General features: G+C 72.4%; 18 protein-coding genes and 2 pseudogenes. 11 read left to right on the top strand and 9 right to left on the bottom strand.

What is annotated here, in order from left to right:
- Positions 1 to 89: 89 nt before the first annotated feature.
- Complete coding sequence (locus tag IE106_RS01755; RefSeq protein ID WP_189529431.1) at positions 90 to 1,610, top strand: ricin-type beta-trefoil lectin domain protein; 1,521 nt, start codon at positions 90 to 92, stop codon at positions 1,608 to 1,610.
- 126 nt (positions 1,611 to 1,736) lie between these two features.
- Here IE106_RS01755 and IE106_RS01750 read toward each other — a convergent pair whose 3' ends face one another.
- Positions 1,737 to 3,392: a fumarate hydratase gene (locus tag IE106_RS01750; protein WP_189529430.1), complete on the bottom strand. Its 1,656-nt coding sequence runs from the start codon at positions 3,390 to 3,392 to the stop codon at positions 1,737 to 1,739.
- Positions 3,393 to 3,539: 147 nt separating this feature from the next.
- Between IE106_RS01750 and IE106_RS01745 the strand changes: the two genes are divergently transcribed.
- Both IE106_RS01745 and IE106_RS01740 read left to right on the top strand, forming a co-directional pair.
- Positions 3,540 to 4,220, top strand: coding sequence for a DUF1707 SHOCT-like domain-containing protein (locus tag IE106_RS01745; protein ID WP_189529429.1), 681 nt, complete (start codon positions 3,540 to 3,542; stop codon positions 4,218 to 4,220).
- A 161-nt stretch (positions 4,221 to 4,381) separates the two neighbouring features.
- The gene (locus IE106_RS01740) at positions 4,382 to 4,756 is read left to right on the top strand and encodes a WhiB family transcriptional regulator (RefSeq protein ID WP_189529428.1); all 375 of its coding nucleotides are present in this window, start codon (positions 4,382 to 4,384) and stop codon (positions 4,754 to 4,756) included.
- 163 nt (positions 4,757 to 4,919) lie between these two features.
- Here IE106_RS01740 and glpX read toward each other — a convergent pair whose 3' ends face one another.
- Entirely contained in the window at positions 4,920 to 5,951 is a 1,032-nt protein-coding gene (gene glpX / locus IE106_RS01735) for a class II fructose-bisphosphatase (RefSeq protein ID WP_189529427.1), read from the bottom strand.
- A 135-nt stretch (positions 5,952 to 6,086) separates the two neighbouring features.
- On the opposite strand from glpX, the gene IE106_RS01730 reads away from it, so the two are divergent.
- Entirely contained in the window at positions 6,087 to 6,602 is a 516-nt protein-coding gene (locus tag IE106_RS01730; protein WP_189529919.1) for a DUF4245 domain-containing protein, read from the top strand.
- A 256-nt stretch (positions 6,603 to 6,858) separates the two neighbouring features.
- Here the strand turns inward: IE106_RS01730 and ppgK are convergent, their stop codons facing one another.
- On the bottom strand, positions 6,859 to 7,602 hold the full coding sequence (ppgK, locus tag IE106_RS01725; protein ID WP_189529426.1) for a polyphosphate--glucose phosphotransferase: 744 nt from the start codon (positions 7,600 to 7,602) through the stop codon (positions 6,859 to 6,861).
- 77 nt (positions 7,603 to 7,679) lie between these two features.
- Positions 7,680 to 8,663, bottom strand: coding sequence for a 4-hydroxy-3-methylbut-2-enyl diphosphate reductase (locus IE106_RS01720; protein ID WP_229839921.1), 984 nt, complete (start codon positions 8,661 to 8,663; stop codon positions 7,680 to 7,682).
- A 90-nt stretch (positions 8,664 to 8,753) separates the two neighbouring features.
- Here IE106_RS01720 and xseA point away from each other — a divergent pair, with 90 nt between their 5' ends.
- From xseA to IE106_RS01705, 3 genes are all read left to right on the top strand, one after another.
- Positions 8,754 to 9,986, top strand: coding sequence for an exodeoxyribonuclease VII large subunit (gene xseA / locus IE106_RS01715; RefSeq protein WP_189529424.1), 1,233 nt, complete (start codon positions 8,754 to 8,756; stop codon positions 9,984 to 9,986).
- Between the two features lie 9 nt (positions 9,987 to 9,995).
- Positions 9,996 to 10,286, top strand: coding sequence for an exodeoxyribonuclease VII small subunit (locus IE106_RS01710; protein ID WP_229839920.1), 291 nt, complete (start codon positions 9,996 to 9,998; stop codon positions 10,284 to 10,286).
- A gap of 162 nt (positions 10,287 to 10,448) precedes the next feature.
- Positions 10,449 to 11,039: a malonic semialdehyde reductase gene (locus IE106_RS01705; protein ID WP_189529423.1), complete on the top strand. Its 591-nt coding sequence runs from the start codon at positions 10,449 to 10,451 to the stop codon at positions 11,037 to 11,039.
- A 112-nt stretch (positions 11,040 to 11,151) separates the two neighbouring features.
- Here the strand turns inward: IE106_RS01705 and IE106_RS01700 are convergent, their stop codons facing one another.
- Entirely contained in the window at positions 11,152 to 11,592 is a 441-nt protein-coding gene (locus IE106_RS01700; protein WP_189529422.1) for a DUF6542 domain-containing protein, read from the bottom strand.
- A gap of 570 nt (positions 11,593 to 12,162) precedes the next feature.
- Between IE106_RS01700 and ychF the strand changes: the two genes are divergently transcribed.
- The 3 genes and pseudogenes from ychF (at position 12,163) to IE106_RS01685 (ending at position 16,341) form a co-directional block, all read left to right on the top strand.
- Positions 12,163 to 13,251, top strand: coding sequence for a redox-regulated ATPase YchF (gene ychF, locus IE106_RS01695; protein WP_189529421.1), 1,089 nt, complete (start codon positions 12,163 to 12,165; stop codon positions 13,249 to 13,251).
- A 22-nt stretch (positions 13,252 to 13,273) separates the two neighbouring features.
- Positions 13,274 to 14,562, top strand: a pseudogene (locus IE106_RS01690) (relaxase/mobilization nuclease domain-containing protein); the annotation flags it as partial.
- Between the two features lie 159 nt (positions 14,563 to 14,721).
- Entirely contained in the window at positions 14,722 to 16,341 is a 1,620-nt protein-coding gene (locus tag IE106_RS01685; RefSeq protein WP_189529420.1) for an endonuclease NucS domain-containing protein, read from the top strand.
- Positions 16,342 to 16,925: 584 nt separating this feature from the next.
- Here IE106_RS01685 and IE106_RS01680 read toward each other — a convergent pair.
- Positions 16,926 to 17,030 (bottom strand): annotated as a pseudogene (locus IE106_RS01680) (DNA-binding protein); the annotation flags it as partial.
- A 188-nt stretch (positions 17,031 to 17,218) separates the two neighbouring features.
- Between IE106_RS01680 and IE106_RS01675 the strand changes: the two are divergent.
- Complete coding sequence (locus IE106_RS01675) at positions 17,219 to 19,399, top strand: DEAD/DEAH box helicase (RefSeq protein WP_189529419.1); 2,181 nt, start codon at positions 17,219 to 17,221, stop codon at positions 19,397 to 19,399.
- Between the two features lie 302 nt (positions 19,400 to 19,701).
- Here the strand turns inward: IE106_RS01675 and IE106_RS01670 are convergent, their stop codons facing one another.
- From IE106_RS01670 to IE106_RS01660, 3 genes are read right to left on the bottom strand one after another with little or no spacing between them, the layout of a single operon-like run.
- Positions 19,702 to 20,187 (bottom strand): hypothetical protein, encoded by a 486-nt coding sequence (locus IE106_RS01670; protein ID WP_189529418.1) that lies wholly within the window; start codon positions 20,185 to 20,187, stop codon positions 19,702 to 19,704.
- A gap of 2 nt (positions 20,188 to 20,189) precedes the next feature.
- The gene (locus IE106_RS01665; protein ID WP_189529417.1) at positions 20,190 to 20,450 is read right to left on the bottom strand and encodes a hypothetical protein; all 261 of its coding nucleotides are present in this window, start codon (positions 20,448 to 20,450) and stop codon (positions 20,190 to 20,192) included.
- A 2-nt stretch (positions 20,451 to 20,452) separates the two neighbouring features.
- A complete protein-coding gene (locus IE106_RS01660; RefSeq protein WP_229839919.1) occupies positions 20,453 to 21,634 on the bottom strand; it encodes a pyridoxal-phosphate dependent enzyme in 1,182 nt (393 codons plus the stop codon).
- Between the last annotated feature and the right edge of the window lie 29 nt (positions 21,635 to 21,663).

Genomic DNA, 21,663 nt, shown 5'->3' with positions numbered 1-21,663 from the left:
AAAAGTTGAGCACCTGTCTGGTTCCCTGTATTCCCAAGTGCTTTACCGGCCAGTAAAAACCGTGGGTAACCCCACTTCCAGGAGGCGCAATGGCGCGCACCAGACGGAAACTCGGATGCGCGGCGGCCGTCGCCGCGCTCACCGCCACCCTCGGCGGCCTCGCCGCCGCCCCACCCGCCACGGCCGCCGACACCCCACGGGCCGTCACCTCCACCCCCCTCCCGGCCGAACTGGAGCGCGTCCGCGCGGCCGAGGCCACCGCCCTCTACGGCAGCCCCGCCGAACGCCCCTTCGCCGAGCGCAGGACCGCCCTGGTCTCCCTCGGCGACAGCGAGATCTCCGGCGAGGGCGTCGGCACGTACGAGCCCGGCACCGACGGCCCCGACAACTGGTGCCACCGCTCACCCGACGCGGCCGTCCACCGCACCGGCATCCCCGCCGACCTCACCTACAACGTCTCCTGCTCCGGCGCCGCCACCACCCACATCCGCATCGGCGGCACCCCGCAGTACGCCGACGAGCTGGTCCAGAGCGACAACCTCGCCGTCAAGGCCCGCAACACCCGCGTCAAGATGGTCCTCCTCGTGGCCGGGGCCAACGACGACCTCCAGTTCGGCCCCGTCATGACGGACTGCGTCACCCGCTACGTCCTCCTCCAGGGCCCCTGCGAGCCGAAGTACGCGCCCGGCTGGCAGGCCCGCGTCGACGGCCTCGTCCCCAAGGTCGAGCAGACCGTCCGCGACCTGCGCACCGTCATGCGCGGCGCCGGCTACGCCGACGCCGACTACCGGCTCGTCGTGATGAGCTACCCCAGCCCCATCGGCCCCGACTTCCGCGACAACCCCGACTTCCCCGGCAAGGTCGCCTGCGGCGGCCTCGGCTACGACTCCGACACCGTCTGGGGCCGCGACAGCGCCGTCCCCGCGTTCGAACGCGGCGTCCGCACCGCCGCCGCGAACACCGGCGCCGTCTACCTCGACGCCTCCCGCCTCTTCCACGGCCACGAGGTCTGCATGGACCAGGCGTGGGCGCGCGGACTCTTCGTCGACGTGTCGAAGTTCCCCTGGGACGAGAACTCCGTCCGCCAGTCCTTCCACCCCAACCGGGCCGGCCACGCCGCCTTCGCGTCCTGCCTGACCCAGCTGTACGCGGCCGGCGTGCGCGAGGCGGGCTGCGCCGACCCCGCCTCCACCGGCAGCCCCGTCCTGGTCCCCGGCGCCTGGGACGACAAGTTCGCCCCCCTCGCCAACGCCGCCACCGGCAGCTGCGTGGACGTCTCCGGCGCCACCACCCGCAACGGCACCGCCGTCATCGGCTGGGACTGCCACGGCGGCCGCAACCAGGGCTGGTGGCACGACCCCGCGCGCGGCTCCGTCCACACCGAGCTCACCCACGACCGGTGCCTGGACGTGCCGGGCGCCCGCTACGAGCCGGGCGCGGCCCTGGTCGTCTGGAACTGCTCCGGCGCGGCCCACCAGAGGTTCACCCGCGACGCGGGCACCCTGCGCCCCGCCGCCGCGCCGCACCTGTGCGCGACCCTCGCCCCGGCCGGGGCCCCGCTGCGCCTGCAGCCCTGCGTCACGGGCGCCGCGAACCAGCGCTTCGCGTGACGCGCCGGGGCCCGGCCGCCCCGCCGTACGGCGTGACGCGCCGGGCCCCGGTCCCGCGCCGGCCCCGGGGCCCCGCCCCGGGGCCGGCGTTTCGTGGTCGGCGGCCGCCCCGCGGCGGCCGCGGCGTCAGGAGCGCACCGGGATCGACGTGAACGTCGGCGCGGGCGCCGGGTCCTTGAAGAAGTCGTTGCCCTTGTCGTCCACGACGACGAACGCCGGGAAGTCCTCGACCTCGATCCTCCAGACCGCCTCCATGCCGAGCTCCTCGTACTCGACGACCTCGACCTTCTTGATGCAGTCCTGCGCCAGGCGGGCCGCCGGGCCGCCGATGGAGCCCAGGTAGAAGCCGCCGTGCGCGGCGCACGCGTCGGTCACCTGCTGGGAGCGGTTGCCCTTGGCGAGCATGACCTTCGAGCCGCCCGCCGCCTGGAACTGCTCCACGTACGAGTCCATGCGGCCGGCCGTCGTCGGGCCGAAGGACCCGGAGGCGTACCCCTCGGGCGTCTTGGCCGGGCCGGCGTAGTACACCGGGTGGTCCTTCAGGTACTGCGGCATCTCCTCGCCGGCGTCCAGCCGCTCCTTGATCTTGGCGTGCGCGATGTCGCGCGCCACGACCAGCGGGCCGGTCAGCGACAGCCGGGTCTTGACCGGGTACTTGGTCAGCTCGGCGAGGATGTCGTCCATCGGCTGGTTCAGGTCGATCCTGACGACGTCGCCGCCCTCGTCGAGGTGCTCGTCCGTCGTGTCCGGCAGGAAGCGCGCCGGGTCGGTCTCCAGCTGCTCCAGGAAGACGCCCTCGGCGGTGATCTTCGCGACGGCCTGGCGGTCGGCGGAGCAGGACACCGCGATCGCGACCGGGCAGGACGCGCCGTGCCGCGGCAGGCGCACCACGCGCACGTCGTGGCAGAAGTACTTGCCGCCGAACTGCGCGCCGATGCCGATCCGCTGCGTCAGCTCGAAGACCTTCTCCTCCAGCTCCTTGTCGCGGAAGCCGTGGCCGAGGACCGAGCCCTCCTCCGGCAGCTCGTCCAGGTAGTGCGCGGAGGCGTACTTGGCGGTCTTCAGCGCGTACTCGGCCGACGTGCCGCCGACGACGATCGCCAGGTGGTACGGCGGGCAGGCGGCCGTACCGAGGGAGCGGATCTTCTCCTCCAGGAACTTCATCATGGAGGCCTCGTTCAGGACCGCCTTCGTCTCCTGGTACAGGAACGACTTGTTGGCCGAGCCGCCGCCCTTCGCCATGAAGAGGAACTTGTAGGCGCCGCCGTCCGTCGCGTACAGCTCGATCTGCGCGGGGAGGTTGGAGCCGGTGTTCCGCTCCTCCCACATCGTCAACGGGGCCATCTGCGAGTACCGCAGGTTGAGCCGGGTGTACGCGTCGAAGACGCCGCGCGACAGCGCCTCCTCGTCACGGCCTTCGGTCAGCACGTTCTGGCCGCGCTTGCCCATGACGATCGCGGTTCCCGTGTCCTGGCACATGGGCAGGACGCCGGCGGCGGCGATGTTGGCGTTCTTCAGCAGGTCCAGCGCCACGAACTTGTCGTTCGGCGACGCCTCGGGGTCGTCGACGATCTTCCGCAGCTGCGCGAGGTGCGCGGGCCGCAGGTAGTGCTGGATGTCGTGGATGGCCTCCTCGGCCAGCTTGCGCAGCGCCTCCGGCTCGACCTTGAGGAAGGTCCGCCCGTCGGCCTCGAAGGTGGACACACCCTCCGAGGTCACCAGGCGGTAGGGCGTGGTGTCCTCTCCCAGCGGGAGCAGATCGGAGTACGCAAACTCTGGCATGACGGCCATTCCTCACTCGGCAGACAGCGGCGCGGCCTCCCTTGGCAACGCGTCCACAAGCGTAGAGCGCCGCCGGGCGCCCGGGTCTGTGAGGTAAGGCTCATCCCGCCCTAGTCGCGATCTATCGCGTTTCGCTACGCTGAGGCCGTGGACTTCGACAAGCAGCCCCAGAAGCAGCCCGATTCCCGCGCCCCGCAGTCCGCCCCGGCGATGCGCGCCTCGGACGCCGACCGCGACCGGGTCGCCGACATCCTCCGGGAGGCGCTGGTCGAGGGGCGGCTCGACGCCGAGGAGCACGGCGAGCGCATCGACGCCGTGTACCGCGCGAAGACCCTCGCCGAGCTGGAGCCGCTCGTCGGCGACCTCCCCGCCGCCGCGCAGGCCGCGTCCCGCGCGCAGGCCGCGCACGGCGCGTACGACGCGGCGGGGGCGGACGGCGCGGTGGAGCGGCTGGTCGCGGTGTTCTCCAGCAACACCCGCCGGGGCCGCTGGCGGATCGGGGCCCGCACCACCGTCTTCTCCCTCTTCGGGAACGTCGAGATCGACCTCACCGAGGCCACCTTCACCCAGCGCCTCACCACTCTCGACGTCACCGCCGTCTTCGGCAACATCGAGGTCCGCGTCCCCGAGAACGTCTCCCTGCGCGGCAACGGCACGGGCGTCCTCGGCAACTTCGAGGTGCGGGCGCTGGAGGCCGACGACCCGGAGGCGCCCGTCGTGGTCGTCAACGGCTACTCGGTCCTCGGCAGCGTGGAGGCCCGCCCCAAGAGCGGCAAGCGCATCGCGGACCTCCTCCACGACAAGCTCCGCAAGCACCTCGGGCACTGACCCGGGGCGGGCCCCGGGCCCGTTCGCCGACCGTCGGGTTTCGGCCGCACCCGGCCCCCTCCGGGGAAGCGCGCGCCACGCAGTGCATAGGCGTGCGCACAGCGGGTAGGGCTTGCTGCATCGTCTCTCTCTCCCGCGTAAGCCGTCGTCAGGAGTAGACCGTGCTGCAACTGCCGCATCAGCCCCTCCAGGTCGCCGCCGTCCCGTCCCAGCGCGTTCCGGCGCGGGAGGACGAGGGGGGCCCCTGGCACACGGAGGCGGTGTGCCGCCGCGACGAGGCGGGGCTCTTCTTCGCCCCGTCGAAGGAGCCCACGGCCGCGCGGCTCGCCCGCGAGGAGGCCGCCAAGCGGGTCTGCGCCCGCTGTCCCGTGATGGTCGAGTGCCGCGAGCACGCGCTGCTCCAGCCCGAGCCGTACGGCGTGTGGGGCGGCCTGACCGCCGCCGAGCGCCGCGTGGCGCTGGCCCGCCGCCGGCGCCGCGAGGTGGAGCTGAAGAAGGCCGCGTCGGCCGGCCAGCAGATCGCCGCCGCCGGCTGACCGCCCGGGCGGCGGCACGGACGGTACGGCGGACCACGCGGCACGGCCCGCACGGGAAGGGGCGCTCCCACCGCACTGGGAGCGCCCCTCTTCGTATCGCCGTCCCGCGGACCGGGCCGGAGGCCGTCCGGCCGGAAGACCGCCGTCGGGCGTGGTCCTTCGGCTACTTCGCCCGGTCGAAGTCGATCTGGCTGTACGCGCGCAGCTTGGACAGCCGGTGCGTCGAGTCGATCTGCCGGATCGTGCCGGACTTCGAGCGCATCACGAGCGACGAGGTCGTCGCCGTCTCGGAGCGGTAGCGGACGCCGCGCAGCAGCTCGCCGTCGGTGATGCCGGTCGCCACGAAGAAGACGTTGTCGCCGCGCACCAGGTCGTCCGTGGACAGCACCCGGTCCAGGTCGTGGCCCGCGTCGAGGGCGCGCTGCCGCTCCTCCTCGTCCTTCGGCCACAGCTTGCCCTGGATGACCCCGCCCAGGCACTTGATGGCGCAGGCGCTGATGATGCCCTCGGGCGTGCCGCCGATGCCCATCAGCAGGTCGACGCCGGTGCCCTCGCGGACCGCCATGATCGAACCGGCCACGTCACCGTCCGAGATGAACTTGATCCGGGCGCCCGTCTCGCGGATCTCCTTGACGATGCCCTCGTGGCGCGGGCGGTCCAGGATGACGACGGTGACGTCCTCGGGCGCGGAGTTCTTCGCCTTGGCCACCCGCCGGATGTTCACCGACACGGGCGCGTCGATGTCGACGAAGTCGGCCGCGTCGGGGCCGGTGACCAGCTTGTCCATGTAGAACACGGCGGACGGGTCGAACATGGCGCCCCGGTCCGCGGCGGCCAGCACGGCGATCGCGTTGGGCATGCCCTTCGCGGTGAGGGTCGTGCCGTCGATCGGGTCCACGGCGATGTCGCACTCGGCGCCGGTGCCGTCACCGATCCGCTCGCCGTTGAACAGCATCGGCGCCTCGTCCTTCTCGCCCTCGCCGATGACGACGACGCCGTTCATCGAGACGGTGGAGACGAGGGTGCGCATGGCCCGCACGGCGGCGCCGTCGGCGCCGTTCTTGTCGCCGCGGCCGACCCAGCGGCCCGCCGCCATCGCGGCGGCCTCGGTGACCCGGACCAGCTCCAGGGCGAGGTTGCGGTCGGGGGCCTCGGGGGAGACCACGAGTTCGGACGGCAGATGATGCTCGGTCATCGGAGCGCACCTTTCTGTACGGCGACGGCCGGTGGTGAAGAGGGTGCTGCGACTCTATCGGTACGTCGACAAATTGAGCAGAGGGGCCCACGTATGAGCGGGATGCCCTGATGCGACCATGGGGGGGTGGCAGGTATGCGAGGCAAGCAGACAGTGCGCGGGATGTTCCAGTCGATGGCGGTGATCTGCGCCGCCGCCGGGGTGATCTACCTCTTCATCCCGCACGACGACACGGCGGACCCGATCAAGCCGGTCGACTACCGCGTCGAGCTGGTGACGGCCCAGCGCGTCGCGCCCTACCCGGTCGCGGCCCCCGAGGGCCTGGGCGCGGGCTGGCGGCCCACGTCGGTCTCGTACGACAGCCGGGAGGCCGACGCCTGGCACCTGGGCTTCCTGACGCCGGAGCGCGAGTACGTCGCCGTCGAGCAGTCCACCGACTCGCCGATGCGGCACGTGGTCAGGGTCACCCACGACGCGCGGGACACCGGCGAGGTGCAGCAGGTCGCCGGGCGGGCCTGGCAGCGCTGGGAGGGCCCCAAGTACGACGCCCTGGTGCTGCGCGAGGAGGGCGTGACGACGGTGGTCACCGGCACGGCGTCCTTCGAGCGGCTGGGTCAGATGGCCGCGGCGCTCAAGGCGAAGCAGGGCTGAGCCGGGGCGCGGCGCCCGCCGTCCGGGCGCCGCGCCGCACGCTCCTAGGTCGTGTCTTCAAAGTCCCGTCTGCCGGGCGGCGCCTGGCACGCCCTCCCCCGAGCTCTCGGCTGCGCTCGAGCAGGGGGGACCCCCAGCCGCGTTGTCGTCGGTCGCCCATGCTCCGCAGTGGCTCCCTCCTCCGCCTTGCGATCGCACGCACCAGACGCCGCCCGGCCCGCCCTGCGGGCGGACGACGCCACTTTGAAGACACTCCCTAGCGGCGCCCGGCCGCGGCCATGGCCGCGCCCACGATGCCGGCGTTGTTCTGCAGCTGCGCCGGGACGACCTCCGCCCGGATGCCGTCGATCAGCGGCAGGAACTTCTCCGCCTTGCGGCTCACCCCGCCGCCCACGATGAACAGCTCCGGCGAGAACAGCATCTCCAGGTGCGCCAGGTACGCGCGCACCCGGTGCGCCCACTCCTGCCAGTCGAGGTCCTTGTCCTCCTTGGCCTTCGTCGAGGCGTGCTTCTCGGCCTCCTTGCCGTTCAGCTCCAGGTGGCCCAGCTCGGTGTTGGGTACGAGGCGGCCGTCGACGAAGAGGGCGCTGCCGATGCCCGTGCCGAACGTCAGCATGAGCACCGTGCCGGTACGGCCCCGGCCCGCGCCGTGCGTCATCTCGGCGACGCCCGCCGCGTCCGCGTCGTTCAGCACCGTCACCGGCAGCCCGCCGAGCCGCTCGCCCAGCAGCACCGCGGCGTCCACGTCGATCCAGCCCTTGTCGACGTTGGCGGCCGTACGGATCGTCGACCCCGTCACCACGCCGGGGAACGTCACCCCGACCGGCCCCGACCAGCCGAAGTGCGCCACGACCTCCGCGACGCAGCCCGCGACGTCGGACGGCGTCGCGGGCTGCGGTGTCAGTACCTTGTGGCGGGGCTCCGCCAGATCGCCGCGGTCCAGGTCCACGGGAGCGCCCTTGATCCCCGACCCACCGATGTCCACTCCGAAGACGTTCATGGACACCACGTTACGGCGCCGGGGCGGCGCGCACCGCGAGGACCGCGGGACCGGCGGAGCGGAGCGGTCCGGGGCGGTCAGCCCTCCGACATCGCGGCGGCCTCGGCGCGCAGGTCGCGGCGCAGCTCCTTCGGCAGCGAGAAGGTGATGGACTCCTCCGCCGCCTTCACGATCTCCACGTCCTCGAAGCCGCGCTGCGCCAGCCACTCCAGGACGCCCTCGACCAGGACCTCGGGCACCGACGCGCCGGAGGTGACCCCGACCGTCGACACGTCCCGGAGCCACTCCTCCTCGATCTCGTCGGCGAAGTCGACCAGGTACGCCTCGCGGGCGCCGGCCAGCTTGGCGACCTCGACGAGGCGCTTGGAGTTCGACGAGTTGCGCGAGCCGACGACGATGACCAGGTCCGACTCGGCGCCCATCTGCTTCACGGCGAGCTGGCGGTTCTGCGTGGCGTAGCAGATGTCGTCGCTCGGCGGCGAGACCAGCAGCGGGAACTTCCCCTTCAGCGCGTCGACCGTCTCCATCGTCTCGTCGACCGACAGCGTGGTCTGCGACAGCCAGACGACCTTCGACGGGTCGCGCACCTCGACCTTCGCCACGTCGTCGGGGCCGTCGACCAGCTGGATGTGGTCGGGCGCCTCACCGGACGTGCCGATGACCTCCTCGTGCCCCTCGTGGCCGATGAGGAGGATGTCGTAGTCCTCGTCGGCGAACCGCACGGCCTCCTTGTGGACCTTGGTGACCAGCGGGCACGTCGCGTCGATCGTCGCGAGCTTCCGCTCGGCGGCCTCCTCGTGGACGGTCGGGGCGACGCCGTGCGCGGAGAACATCACGATGGAGCCCTCGGGCACCTCGTGCGTCTCGTCGACGAAGATCGCGCCCTTCTTCTCCAGGGTCTGCACGACGTACTTGTTGTGGACGATCTCGTGCCGTACGTAGATCGGCGCGCCGTACTGCTCCAGCGCCTTCTCGACGGCGATCACGGCGCGGTCCACGCCCGCGCAGTAGCCGCGCGGAGCGGCGAGGAGTACCCGGCGGGCAGGAGGCGTAGGAGTCATGCCCCCCATCGTAAGGGTGGGCGGATCAGGCCGAAGATCCCCCACGGGCGGCGGGGGCGTGTTGTCGGCGGCGGCGCGTACGCTCCCCGTATGTCACTGACTACGTCCGCCGAAGCCCCGCTGCCCGTCGGTCAGGTCTCCCGGCTCATCGGGGGGTGGATCGACCGGCTCGGCGCCGTCTGGGTGGAGGGCCAGATCACGCAGCTGTCGCGGCGGCCGGGCGCCGGGGTGGTCTTCCTGACGCTGCGCGACCCGTCGCAGGACGTCTCGGTGAGCGTGACGTGCTACCGCCAGGTGTTCGACGCGGTGGCGGACGTGGTGTCCGAGGGCGCGCGGGTCGTGGTGCACGCGAAGCCGGAGTGGTACGCGCCGCGCGGCCAGCTGTCGCTGCGGGCCGCGGAGATACGGCCGGTCGGCATCGGGGAGCTGCTGGCCCGCCTGGAGCAGCTGAAGCGGACGCTGGCCGCGGAGGGGCTGTTCGCGGCGGAGCGCAAGCGGCCGCTGCCGTTCCTGCCGCAGCTGGTCGGCCTGGTGTGCGGCCGGGCGTCGGCCGCGGAGCGGGACGTGCTGGAGGTGGCGCGGCGCCGCTGGCCGGCGGTCCGCTTCGAGGTGCGCAACGTCGCGGTGCAGGGCGTCCACGCGGTGCCGCAGGTGGTGCGGGCGGTGCGGGAGCTCGACGAACTGGAGCGGGTCGACGTGATCGTCGTCGCGCGCGGCGGCGGCAGCGTCGAGGACCTGCTGCCGTTCTCCGACGAGCAGCTCGTACGGGCGGTCGCCGAGTGCCGTACGCCCGTGGTGTCCGCGATCGGGCACGAGCCGGACTCGCCGCTGCTGGACCTGGTCGCCGACCTGCGGGCGGCGACGCCGACGGACGCGGCGAAGAAGGTCGTCCCGGACGTGCGGGAGGAGCTGGAGCGGGTGCGCGCGTTGCGGGACCGCGCGCTGCGCTGCGTGCGCGGGCTGCTGGAGCGGGAGGAGCGGGGCCTGGCGTACGCGCTGGCCCGGCCCGTGATGGAGCAGCCGCAGCGGATGGTCGAGGAGCGCGGGGCGCAGGTCGAGGCGCTGCTGGCGCGCAGCCGGCGGGTGCTGGGGCACCTGCTGGACCGGGCCGACTCGGAGCTGGCGCACACCCGCGCGCGCGTGGTCGCCCTGTCGCCCGCGGCCACCCTGGAGCGGGGGTACGCGGTGCTCCAGCGGCCGGACGGCGCGGTGGTGCGCTCGCCGGACGAGGTGGCGGAGGGCGGGGAGCTGAGGGCCCGGGTCGCCGCCGGCGAGTTCACGGTGCGGCGCGTGGACGGCGGCGGTGTCGGATCCCGACCGTAGGGTGGGGGCATGGCGAGGGCACAGGACACGGCGGCGGACACGACGGACACGGCGGCGGCCGGGGAGGACACGGCGGTGACGGGGGGCGGCGCGGCGCTCGGGTACGAGCAGGCGCGCGACGAGCTGGTGGACGTGGTGCGCCGCCTGGAGGCGGGCGGGACGACGCTGGAGGAGTCGCTGGCGCTCTGGGAGCGCGGCGAGGAGCTGGCGAAGGTCTGCCGCCACTGGCTGGAGGGCGCCAGGGCGCGGCTGGACGCGTCGCTCGCGGAGGAGCGGGAGGGCTCCGACCGGGAGGACTAGACACCGGGTGGAGTGGGTGCCGGGCGGGTGCGGCGCTGTGAGGCGGCACACCGCGCCCCGCCTTTAGTTGAAACTTCACCTATCTCGGCGTACGGTGGAGGCATCGCGCGGCACCCCGCCGCGCGGTAGCCCGGACTCCGTACGTCGGAAGGCACCACCCCCATGTCGCTCGTCCTCGACCCCGCCGCGCAGGACCTGCTGTTCCGCGAGGCCCGCACCGCCAACACGTTCACCGACGAGCCGGTGACCGAGGAGCAGGTCCAGGCGATCTACGACCTGGTCAAGTACGGCCCGACCGCCTTCAACCAGACCCCGCTGCGCGTCGTCCTCGTCCGCTCCGCCGAGGCCCGCGAGCGCCTGGTCCCGCTGATGGCCGAGGGCAACCAGGCCAAGACCGCGACCGCCCCGCTCGTCGCGATCCTCGCCGCCGACAACGAGTTCCACGAGGAACTGCCGAAGCTGTTCCCCGCGTTCCCGCAGGCCAAGGACGCCTTCTTCGCCGAGCGCCCGGCCCGCGAGTCGGCCGCCGCCATGAACGCCGCCCTCCAGGCCGCGTACTTCATCGTCGGCGTCCGCGCGGCGGGCCTCGCGGCCGGCCCGATGACCGGCTTCGACTTCGCGGGCGTCCAGAAGGAGTTCCTGGACGACGACCACACGCCGCTGATGATCGTCAACATCGGCAAGCCCGGCGACGACGCCTGGTACCCGCGCTCCCCGCGCCTGGCGTACGACGAGGTCGTCACCACCGTCTGACCCCCTCCCGCGAGGAGGGCCACAGAGCCGGCGGCCCCGCGGCACCACCCCCCTGGTGCCGCGGGGCCGCCTTCTTCCGCACCGGCTCCGCGCCGGGACGGGCAGGCGTCCGTCAGGGCCGCCGCTGGGCCGCCGCCGCCCGCGCGGCGGCCGCGGCCGCCCGCTGGCGCCGCCCCATGAGCCGCACCTTCCGCACGCAGGTGATCAGGCCGGCCACCAGCGTCCCGCCGTACAGCCACCCGGCGTGCACGGCGAGCGCGGTCACCAGGGCCATCGCGTGGCCGCCGAACCCGCCCTCCCCGCCGGCGATCGGCACGACCCCGACGGCGAACGCGATGGGCACGCTGATGGGCGCCGACACCAGGTCCGCCGCCCGCACCCAGAGCGCGGTCACCGCGCTGACCGGCAGGAACAGCAGCCCGTACACGAGCGGCGAACCGTCGAACAGCCACCCGTCGACACACCCGACGAGCAGCATGGCGGCAGCCGCGAAGAGACCCCCGCCGAGCCCGGTGAGCCGGGGCCGGGGCAGCCGCCGCACCGCGGCGAGCACCCCCGCGAGCCCCCGCCCGCCCGTGCCGGGCGCCCCGCCGCCCCGCGCCCCGGGCCGCGCCGCGGCCGGAACCGCCCCGCGGCCCCCGCGCCCGGCGCCGGGCGGGGCGGGACGCCCGCCGTCCCGCGCCCCGGGCCGGCCGTCGCGCCGCTGCGGCCGCCCACCGGGCTGACCCCCGCGCGGTGCCTCCGGCCGGGGATCGAGCCGCCCGCCACGCCGTCCACCGGACCGCCCGTCCATGTGCGCACCCTCCTGGCTGTCGCGCCGCGAACCGGTCCCGCCGGCCGCGCCCTCCCCAGCTGCCCCGGTGGCGCCCTCCGGGACCGCGCCCCGGGGCGGCCCGGCGGGCCGCGGGGGCCTCGGGCGGCGAGGGGGACTGCTCCTGTGCTGCTCCACGGTGACAAAGTAGGCGGGGGATGGCCCGAGAACCGGTACGAGACACACCTTTGGGATGACCTTGGCGTGAAGTCCACCGGCCGGACCCGGCCGCCCGCCCGTCGCTGCCGCCGCCGGCACGCCCGTAAACTGGGGGGTCGGCCCACCATCCACACTTCTAGGGAAGTCGCCAACGTGTCGCTCACGATCGGAATCGTCGGCCTGCCGAATGTCGGCAAGTCGACCCTGTTCAACGCCCTGACCAAGAACGACGTGCTGGCGGCCAACTACCCGTTCGCCACGATCGAGCCCAACGTCGGCGTCGTCGGCGTCCCGGACGCCCGCCTCGACAAGCTGGCCGAGATCTTCTCCTCGCAGCGCGTCCTGCCCGCCACGGTCGACTTCGTCGACATCGCGGGCATCGTGCGCGGCGCGAGCGAGGGCGAGGGCCTGGGCAACAAGTTCCTGGCGAACATCCGCGAGTCCGACGCGATCTGCCAGGTCATCCGCGCCTTCAAGGACGAGAACGTCGTCCACGTCGACGGCAAGGTCTCGCCGAAGGACGACATCGAGACGATCAACACCGAGCTGATCCTCGCCGACCTCCAGACCATCGAGAAGGTCCTGCCGCGCCTCCAGAAGGAGTCCCGGATCAAGAAGGACGTGGCGCCGAAGGTCGCCGCCGTCGAGGCCGCCAAGGAGATCCTGGAGCGCGGCGACACCCTCTTCTCGCAGGGCGTCGTCCAGGGCGGCGAGAAGGCGGAGCTCCTCCACGACCTCCACCTCCTCACCACCAAGCCGTTCCTCTACGTCTTCAACGTCGACGAGGACGAGCTGACGGACGAGGCGTTCAAGGACGAGCAGCGCGCCCTGGTCGCCCCGGCCGAGGCGATCTTCCTCAACGCCAAGCTGGAGGCGGACCTCGCCGAGCTGGACGAGGAGGACGCCATGGAGCTCCTGCAGTCCGTCGGCGCCGAGGAGCCCGGCCTGGCCACGCTGGCCCGCGTCGGCTTCGCCACCCTGGGCCTCCAGACGTACCTGACGGCCGGCCCGAAGGAGGCCCGCGCCTGGACGATCAAGAAGGGCGCGACGGCCCCCGAGGCGGCCGGTGTCATCCACACCGACTTCCAGAAGGGCTTCATCAAGGCGGAGGTCATCTCCTACGAGGACCTGGTCGCCACGGGTTCGGTGGCCGAGGCCCGCGCCGCCGGCAAGGCCCGCATGGAGGGCAAGGAGTACGTGATGCAGGACGGCGACGTGGTGGAGTTCCGCTTCAACGTCTAATACGTTCGGCGAAAGGCCGTCTGACCTGCGGCGGAGCGGGTTGGGCGGCCTTTGTGGTCCGCACAGAGTCCGCACCGCGCCCGGCGACCGCTACCTCACCGACGCCGAGTGGGCCGAGGTCGCCCGCCGCATCGTTCACGCCGCCGGCATCGCCCCCGACGGCGACGAGAAGGCATGCCGGTGGATCGCGGTACGCTACGCCGACGACCACATCCACATCATGGCCACCACCATCCGCGCCGACGGACGCCGCCCCCGCACCCACCGCGACGGACAGCGGCCCAAGCCGAGTGCCGCAAGATCGAAGCCGAGTTCGGCCTGCGCCGCCTGAAGTCCGGCGACCTCACCGCGCCCCGCACCCCTACCGGTGCCGAACGCGCCAAGGCCGAGCGCCAGGGCCAGACGGCCACGGCACGGCACTGGCTGCGCGAGCAGGCGTACGCGGTCGCCGCCGCCGTACGAACCGAAGCCGACTACTTCACCGTGCTGCAGTCCCTCGGCATCAAGGTCAAGACACGCCTCGGCCCCGAGACAGGCGACGTGATCGGCTACAGCCTCGCCGCCCCCGGCGACACCAACGCGGCCGGCGAACCCGTCTGGTACGGCGGCTCGAAACTCGCCCCCGACCTCTCCATCAACCGCCTACGCGAACGCCTCCCCGACCGGAAGGTGGCCGACCACCCGCGGTATGTGGCGGACCCCGCCGACCCATGGCGCCACACCACCACCGCCATACACACGGCACGCACCGTCCTCGACTCCGGTGACGATGCCGCCGCTCAGGGCCACCTGGCCGCCTTCGGCGACGCCCTGTACAACATCGCCAGCGCCACGACCGGCCCACACCGGGCGGAACTGCGGGCGGCGGCGATGGCGTTCAACCGCGCCCGCCGCTCCGCGACCCGCGCCGACCACCAGGCCGCCACCGCCCTGCACAAGGCCGCCAAGGAACTCGCCTACGCCTCCAACGAGCCGGGCGGACTCGCCATCGCCCTGCTCTTCGCCACCGTGCACCTGGCCCGCGCCGCCGCCAAGTGGCACGAACAGCGCGGCCACGCACAGCAGGCCGCCGCGGCCGAAGAAGCCTTCCGTCACCTCCAGGCGGGCTACCAGCAGGCCGCCACACCCGTCCTGGCTGGCCTGACCCGCCGCGCACCACGAGCCGCAACCGCCCGCCGCTACGAACAGGACGTGCGCGCGGCCCTCCCCGACCACGCCGACCGGATCTTCACCGACCCCACTTGGGCCGCCCTGACCACCACCCTGCCGCCAGCGCCGCAACCGGCTATCGGGTGTAGGGGGATCCTGGCAGGAAGGGCAAGTTCCTCGATGGGATCCCGGAGCTCGATGAGGAGCATGGGTAGCCCGAGATGCGGTTGTGCTCGCCAGGATGGCGGATGAAGTACAGAAGACTCGCCAACTGTGTTCCACCGTAGTGTCGTTGTCAGTCCTCCGGTTTAGCCTTCGGCCATGCGACCGCCTCTTGAAAACGTTCTGCGCGACGCGCTCGTACAGAACCTGCAGTTGATCGAGCCAGGGCTCCGGCCGGTTCAGTTCGCGGAGTACCCGCTGCCCAACGCACACGGCACCAGGGGGAGCATCGACATCCTGGCCCGTGACCGCCATCACATGTGGGTGGTCATCGAGCTAAAGCGGTCCCGGTCCAGCGCGCGGCAAGCCCTGCACGAGGTCAACAAGTACACCGAGCTTCTCTGCCGGGAGAAGAACCTTGCGCCGGATCGCATCCGTGCAGTGATCGTTGCCATGCCGGATGACTGGGAAGAACTCCTGATCGCGGTCAGTCATGCCGCGCGCGACTGGAGTCATGATCTTCGTGGGTACCGACTGCTCTTGGACAGCAGCGGTACCCCCATCGGGGCCGAGCGGGTGGAGCTTCTGCCCCGGGCATTCGAGCCCCGTGTCACCCCCATCCACAACCTGTTCTTCTTCACCACGGAGGAACAGCGTGAGCAGGGCTGGAGGATCATCAGCAAGGTCGCGGACGAGCTGGGGGCGCTCGACCTGCTGGCGGCGGATCTGGACCGGGTAGCGGAGAAGCACTACATCCCGGCGCCTTTCGGCCTGTACCTGGCGGTAGGCCGGGTGAACGAGGAACTAGCCTCGGCGGATCTCCTGGGTGGTTACGACGGGCCCGAGCCATTCGCCGCCGAGCACCAGGCTGAGTACCTGGCCCTTTCCGAGATCTGCAACCGTCTTGCCCGCAGCAAGCTGCGTGGAATGAACATGGAATCTGCCCGGCCAGGGGTCTTGAAGAATCTCGCCGAGAACCCCAACTGGGCCATCCAAGGCTTCCGAGGCACCGGCGCCTACGACGACACAGCCGCCTTCGAACAGCAGGACCTGTTCCGCTTCCTTGCCGGGGACGAACGAGGAGACAGCCAGATCCTCTACACGGGCACCGCCAGCCCGCAGGTAGCCAGCCGCTGGAAGGCGTTCAGGCAGGAGACTCGGCAGAGCCTGGCCGGCAACTATGAGTGGGAGTCACTCGTGGACGGCTGGCTCGACGAAGTGGGCCCGAAGGTTGGTGAGGGAGACGTCGGATTGCACGTCTACAACCCCTGCGACCTCCTGCAAGCAATCATCCATGGGTGGCCGGACCGCATGGAGAACCTCCTGCCCATGGTGGTGGGCGAAGCCGTACCCAGCCAAGGGCTGCGGCACTCGGTACGTGGCGCCCTGTGCTGGAACGGCCGAGGCATGTCCTTCCCCGATGCCGTGCGGCTCGTGTACCGAGCCCCGCTGTTCCTTGTGAGCAACATGTACGCGGGGACAGTGTGGGAACGTGATCGAGAGCTCTTGGACCTCCTGGGGCTGCACTATGTGCTCCTGGAGAAGGTCGGACCCGTTTGGGCCGAGGCGACCATGGCCGACGAGCACCGCATCTGGGTACATCAAGATCAGGGTGCTCGCGTCTATTCCTCGGACACGGACCCTCGCGGGTACGCACAGGCGTACGCAAGCATTGCGGCTGATGGCGAGATCGTCTCGATCGGGCAGTACCTCAACAGGCATTCCCGCGAGGTGGAGCTGGTGGCCAAGGAGTACCGCGCCTTCGTTCATACCGTCTAGCTCTTACAGGATCCAGCTGTGGCTGGCCCCAGAGCACTGCAATGGGCGGGTCAGCGCGCGGCAGGCCAAAAAGGCTGGACTGATCCATTGCTCCGGTCCCTGGTGCGACTGACCTGACCGCCGGCGAAGCCGCTGTCATCGCCGGGTGCTTCCAGGACGCCTTCGTTCCCGCCCAGCACCTCGTCTGGTTCGGGAGTAGCCTCGCTGTGGCGAAACGTCGAACAGGAACCATGGCCGCTGCCCAGTCGAGGGCGGTGACGAAGGCGTCACGGCGGAGTTGCGCAGGCACGTCGACGCCTTCGAGACCCAGTAGGCCAGTCCGCAGACAGTCCGCAGGACACTCGTAAGAGACTGTCGGACCCTAACGCTCGCCAACGGAGAAACGCCTGCTCAGGGCGCTTTACAGGGCTCCGCCGCAGGTCAGGATCAGTCCGCAAACATTCCGCTTCAACGTCTGACGTGTCGTCGAGAGCCATGTCCGGCCGGCTCGTCGGCGGGTCGGGTACGGGCTTCTCCCCGCAGGGAGACCTCACCCCGCCGCGAGGGTTCGCGGCCGGCGGGGTCGGCGTGGCAGTGGCACTGCCTCAGACCTTGACGACCTCCACGGAAGGGCCGCACAGGAGTGGCAGGTCCTCGGGGTCGGAGGTGAGGACGGTGACCGGTCGGGATGCGTTGCGGGCGGTGACGGCGAGGACGGCATCGATGGCGTACGTGTGGCCGGGAGAGCCCACGCAGGGGCCTTTGACCTGCGGCAGCGCAGGGCAGGCCCCCTGTCCGACGGGACATCGGCGTCTTGTCCGAGCTCGACGGGCATTCCGTCCGGGGCCGGAGTGGGGGGTGGGAGGATGCGGGGGATTGCGAGAGAGGGGCGGGACGCGTGGGGCGGGGCGAGCGGGACACGGTCGCGAGGGGAGCGCGGCTGTACGAGGCGGCGCAGGCGGTGGTCGGCGACCACGGCAGGGCGGTCGAGGCGGTGCGGGCGGCGCTCAAGCCGATTCACGACGCGGCGGTCGCGCGGGAGCTCGGCGCCATTCCCGTCGCCCGGCTGCAGGACGCCACAGAAGGACGCCTGCGGCTGGGGGCCGTCGAGAAGAACGGCTTCGGCACGGTGGCTCGTGTCCTCGAAGCGGGCCCCTACCGGTTGCGGCAGATCCCCGGTGTCGGGCAGCGCACCGTCGACCAGATCCTGGCCGCTGCGCGCCGGCTGTCCGAAGCGGTGCACGAGACGGTGGCCGTCCACATCGACGTGGACCGGCCGGAACCGAGCACCACCGCGCTCGTCATGGCCCTGCACGTACTGGTGGAAGCCGGCCCGGAGGCCCGGCGCGCGGTGGACCGAGCCACGACCCTGTCGGAACGGCTCGCCCCGTTGCTGGCCGACGCGAGGCCCGCCGCCGGGCGTTTCGGGATGCTGCTGGCCGGCCGGGAGAAGAAGGCACGCGCCCTGGCGGCGGTCGCCGAGATCCGCTCACTGGCGGACGAAGCGGAGCAGGCCGACCTGCCCGAGCTGTTCGCCCAAGCCTCGGTGGACCTGCTGCGCGGATCCTCGTCCGACATCGCGGCGTGGGTGGACTTCGAACTCCGTTCCGCGGAGTACTACAGCCTGCTCGCCGAGATCTCCGGGCGGCTGCCGGACGCCGCGGCCGCCGAGGGGTTCCTGCCGGAGGAGATCGCCGAGCGGGTACGGACGCAGCAGCTCGACGACTCGCACCGACGGGTCTCCCTGCGCGGTTACCAGGCGTTCGGCGCGCGATTCGTCCTCGCGCAGCGCAAGGTGATACTCGGTGACGAAATGGGTCTCGGGAAGACCATCCAGGCGATCGCCGTGCTGGCGCACCTGGCCGCCGAGGGGCAGAGCCATTTCATGGTCGTCTGCCCGGCGAGCGTTCTCGTGAACTGGACCCGGGAGATCGAGGCCCGCAGCACCCTTCGCGTCATGGTGCTCCACGGCCCCGACCGGCACTACGCGTTCGCCGACTGGAAGGGGCGGGGCGGGGTGGGGGTGACCACGTTCGACGCACTGCGCGGATTCCCGGCGCCGGGCGGCGGGGAGGTCGGGCTGCTCGTCGTCGACGAAGCGCACTCCGTGAAGAACCCGAAGACCAAGCGGTCCCAGTCGGTCGCCCTGTGGACGGAGCGCTGTGAGCGCAGCCTCTTCATGACCGGAACCCCGATGGAGAACCGGGTCGTGGAGTTCCGCAACCTGGTCCGGATGCTCGACGGAGGGGTGGCGGACTCCCTCGGCGAGCGGGACGCCCTGGCAGGATCGGTCGCCTTTCGCAAGGCCGTCGCTCCCGTCTACCTGAGGCGCAACCAGGAGGACGTGCTGACGGAACTCCCGAGTCTCCAGCAGACCGACGAGTGGGAGGAACTGAGCGCGTCGGACGAGGAGGCGTACCGGGAAGCCGTGCGCGCGGGCAACTTCATGGCGATGCGCAGGGCCGCGTACATGCGCCCCGAGAAGTCGGCCAAGCTGGACCGGCTCCGCGAGATCGTCCAGGAGGCCGGCGAGAACGGGCAGAAGACAGTGATCTTCTCCAATTTCAAGGACGTGCTGGGCGTGGTGCAGGCGGCACTCGCCGCGCGTCCCACCGCCGGTATCCCGATGTTCGGTCCGCTCACCGGCAGCGTCCCGGCCGGGCGGCGGCAGCAGATCGTCGACGATTTCGCCGGGGTCTCGGGACCAGCGGTCCTCCTGGCGCAGATCCAGGCGGCCGGCGTCGGCCTCAACATGCAGGCTGCCTCCGTCGTCGTCATCTGCGAACCGCAGATCAAGCCGACCATCGAACACCAGGCGGTGGCCCGGGCCCACCGCATGGGCCAGGTCAGGACGGTCCACGTGCATCGCCTTCTCGCCACGGGGGGAGTGGATGAACGCATGGTGCGGATGCTGGAGGAGAAGACCCGCCTGTTCGATGCGTACGCCCGCCGTAGCGCCGTGGCCGAAGCCACCCCGGACGCGGTGGACGTGTCGGACACCGAACTGGCCCGCCGGATCGTCGAGGAGGAGCAGGCGCGTCTGGGTGTGACGAACGGGAGGCCCGCGGCATCGGAGTGAGGGCGCCCTCCGATCGCGACCGGTCCGCGGGAAGCCCGCGAGGCCCTCCCCACTGATCGAGAAGGTCAACGACGATCACGGGGCTACCGGGATCGCCTCCAGGCACGGCGACGCCGTACTCGTCCCGGCCGAGGAGTGCGCGGCGCCACGTGAGGGCTCGTGACGGACGAGGAGATCGTGATCCTCGCGGCCCGGCCGACCCGTTCGGCTCGGCCGTCCGCGCGCCGGCCGTGCCGGCGGGCCCCCGCCGTGCCCCCGGGGCGGGCCGCACCCCGGGGCAGGGCGCGGCCCGCGGCCCGGGATCAGGAGGCGGGGGGCGACGGGGGCGCCGGGTGGGACAGGTGGGCCGCCAGGTGTTCGCGGGTGGTCGTCGGGTCGGCCACCAGGGCGGCCAGGGTGTCGTCCGCCAGGGGGGTCGTCGCCACGGCGGGGCAGCGGTGGCAGGCGGCGGTGCCCGTCTGGTGCCACCACTTGCAGTGCGCCCGCAGGTGGCAGCGGGGGACCGGGGCCGTGTCCGGGGGCGCCGGCAGGGCCAGCATGCGGTCGGCGAGGCCGCAGTCCGGGCCGACGCGGTTGGCGCACCCGCTCACGCAGTGGGACGCGAACCGCAGGACCCGGGTGGGCGGCACGCCCTCCGGCAGGGTGGGGACGACCTCCGCGGCGGCGACCGGCGTCGCCAGGTAGGCGACTTGGCCGTCCGGCCCCGACCGTACGCCGAGCACCACGGACTCCGGGCGGTCGGGCGCGCCGCTCGGACACCACCGGACGGCGGGCTCCTCCGCGTCCACGGTCAGCAGGGCCGGGTGCCGGTGTCGGCCTGGGGCGCGAGGTAGCCCACCACGTTGCCCTCGGCGACGTCGCCGCCGTGGCTCCGCTCCCGTTCGACGGCCTGGCGGAGGCTGTCCGCGAGCTGCTCCGGGGTGGCGATCCGGCCGACGGCCGGGCGGTCCGCCGGGGCCGGGGCGGCCGCGGCCGTCGTCACGGAGGCCGCGGCCAGACCGGTGGCCAGGGCGGCGGCCGCCGCGGCGGAGCGCAGAGTGGACTTCTTCATCCTCAACTCCCAGGAGGAATAGCGGGATTCGGGCAGACTCCACCGTGCCCGGTGCCGTCCGCCACGGCAAGATCCCCGTCCGGGTCGCCGGCGGCGAGTCCCGTCTTCGCCCCCGCCCCGCACAGCGGCACCATCGTCTGGCCCCGCGGCGGTTCCGCCGCGACCGCCGCCCAGCACGCCGCCCCGGTCGGCTCGACGAACAGGCCGCGCCGCGCCAGGTCGAGCTGTGCGTCCCGGATGCCGGCGTCGGTCACCGTGCGGAACGTGCCGCCCGACTCCCGTACCGCCCGCAGGACCTGCCGGGCGCGCCGCGGGTGCGGGACGGCGATGCCCTCCGCCAGGGTCGGCGCGGGCGGTACGGGCTCCGCGTCCGCGGCCCCCGCCGCGAACGCCCGCGCCAGCGGCGCCACCGGCTCCGCCTGGACCGCCACCAGCGGCGGGCGCCGGTCCACCAGGCCCGCCGCCAGCAGTTCGGCGGTCGCCAGGGCGGCGCCCAGCAGCAGCGTGCCGTTGCCGACCGGGACGACGAGCGTGTCGGGGAGGCGGCCGCCCAGGTCCTCCCACAGCTCGTACACGTACGTCTTGGTGCCGTGCAGGAAGTACGGGTTGTCCGCGTGCGACGCGTAGAACACGCCCGGCGCGCCCGCCGCGGCGCGGGCCGCCCGCGCCGCCGCCTCCCGGCCGCCCGGGACGACCTCCGGCCGGGCCCCGCGCGCCCGGATCTGCTCCAGCTTCTTCGGCGGGGTGGACTCCGGTACGTACACGGTGCAGTCCAGCCCCGCCCGCGCGCAGTACGCGGCGACCGCCGTGCCCGCGTTGCCGCTGCTGTCGCAGACGACCCGGTCCGGGCCGAGCCGCCGGGCCAGTTCGACGAGGAGCGCGGCGCCCCGGTCCTTGAAGGACAGCGTCGGCATCAGGTGGTCGAGCTTGGCCGAGACGGTGTCCGTCAGCCGGACCAGCGGGGTGCGGCCCTCACCGAGCGTCACGTACGGGTCGGAGAGCGGCAGTGCCTCCTCGTACCGCCACAGCGGGCCCACCCGGCCGGCCGGCGCGCCGCGCGGGACGGGGGAGGCGGTGAAGTCCAGGTCCCAGGGCCCGGCGCAGCGCGGGCAGTTCCAGGTCAGTGCCGAAACGGGGGCCCGCACTCCGCATGTCCCGCAGCTGTGGTGCGCATCCTCCAGCATGGCGACCAGCATGACAGTTGTGTGGCACA

This window comes from Streptomyces roseolilacinus (genome assembly GCF_014649335.1).
Classification (GTDB): Bacteria; Actinomycetota; Actinomycetes; order Streptomycetales; family Streptomycetaceae; genus Streptomyces; species Streptomyces roseolilacinus.
Note: the sequence above shows the minus strand (reverse complement) of the source record. Positions and strands in the feature narration are given on the sequence as shown.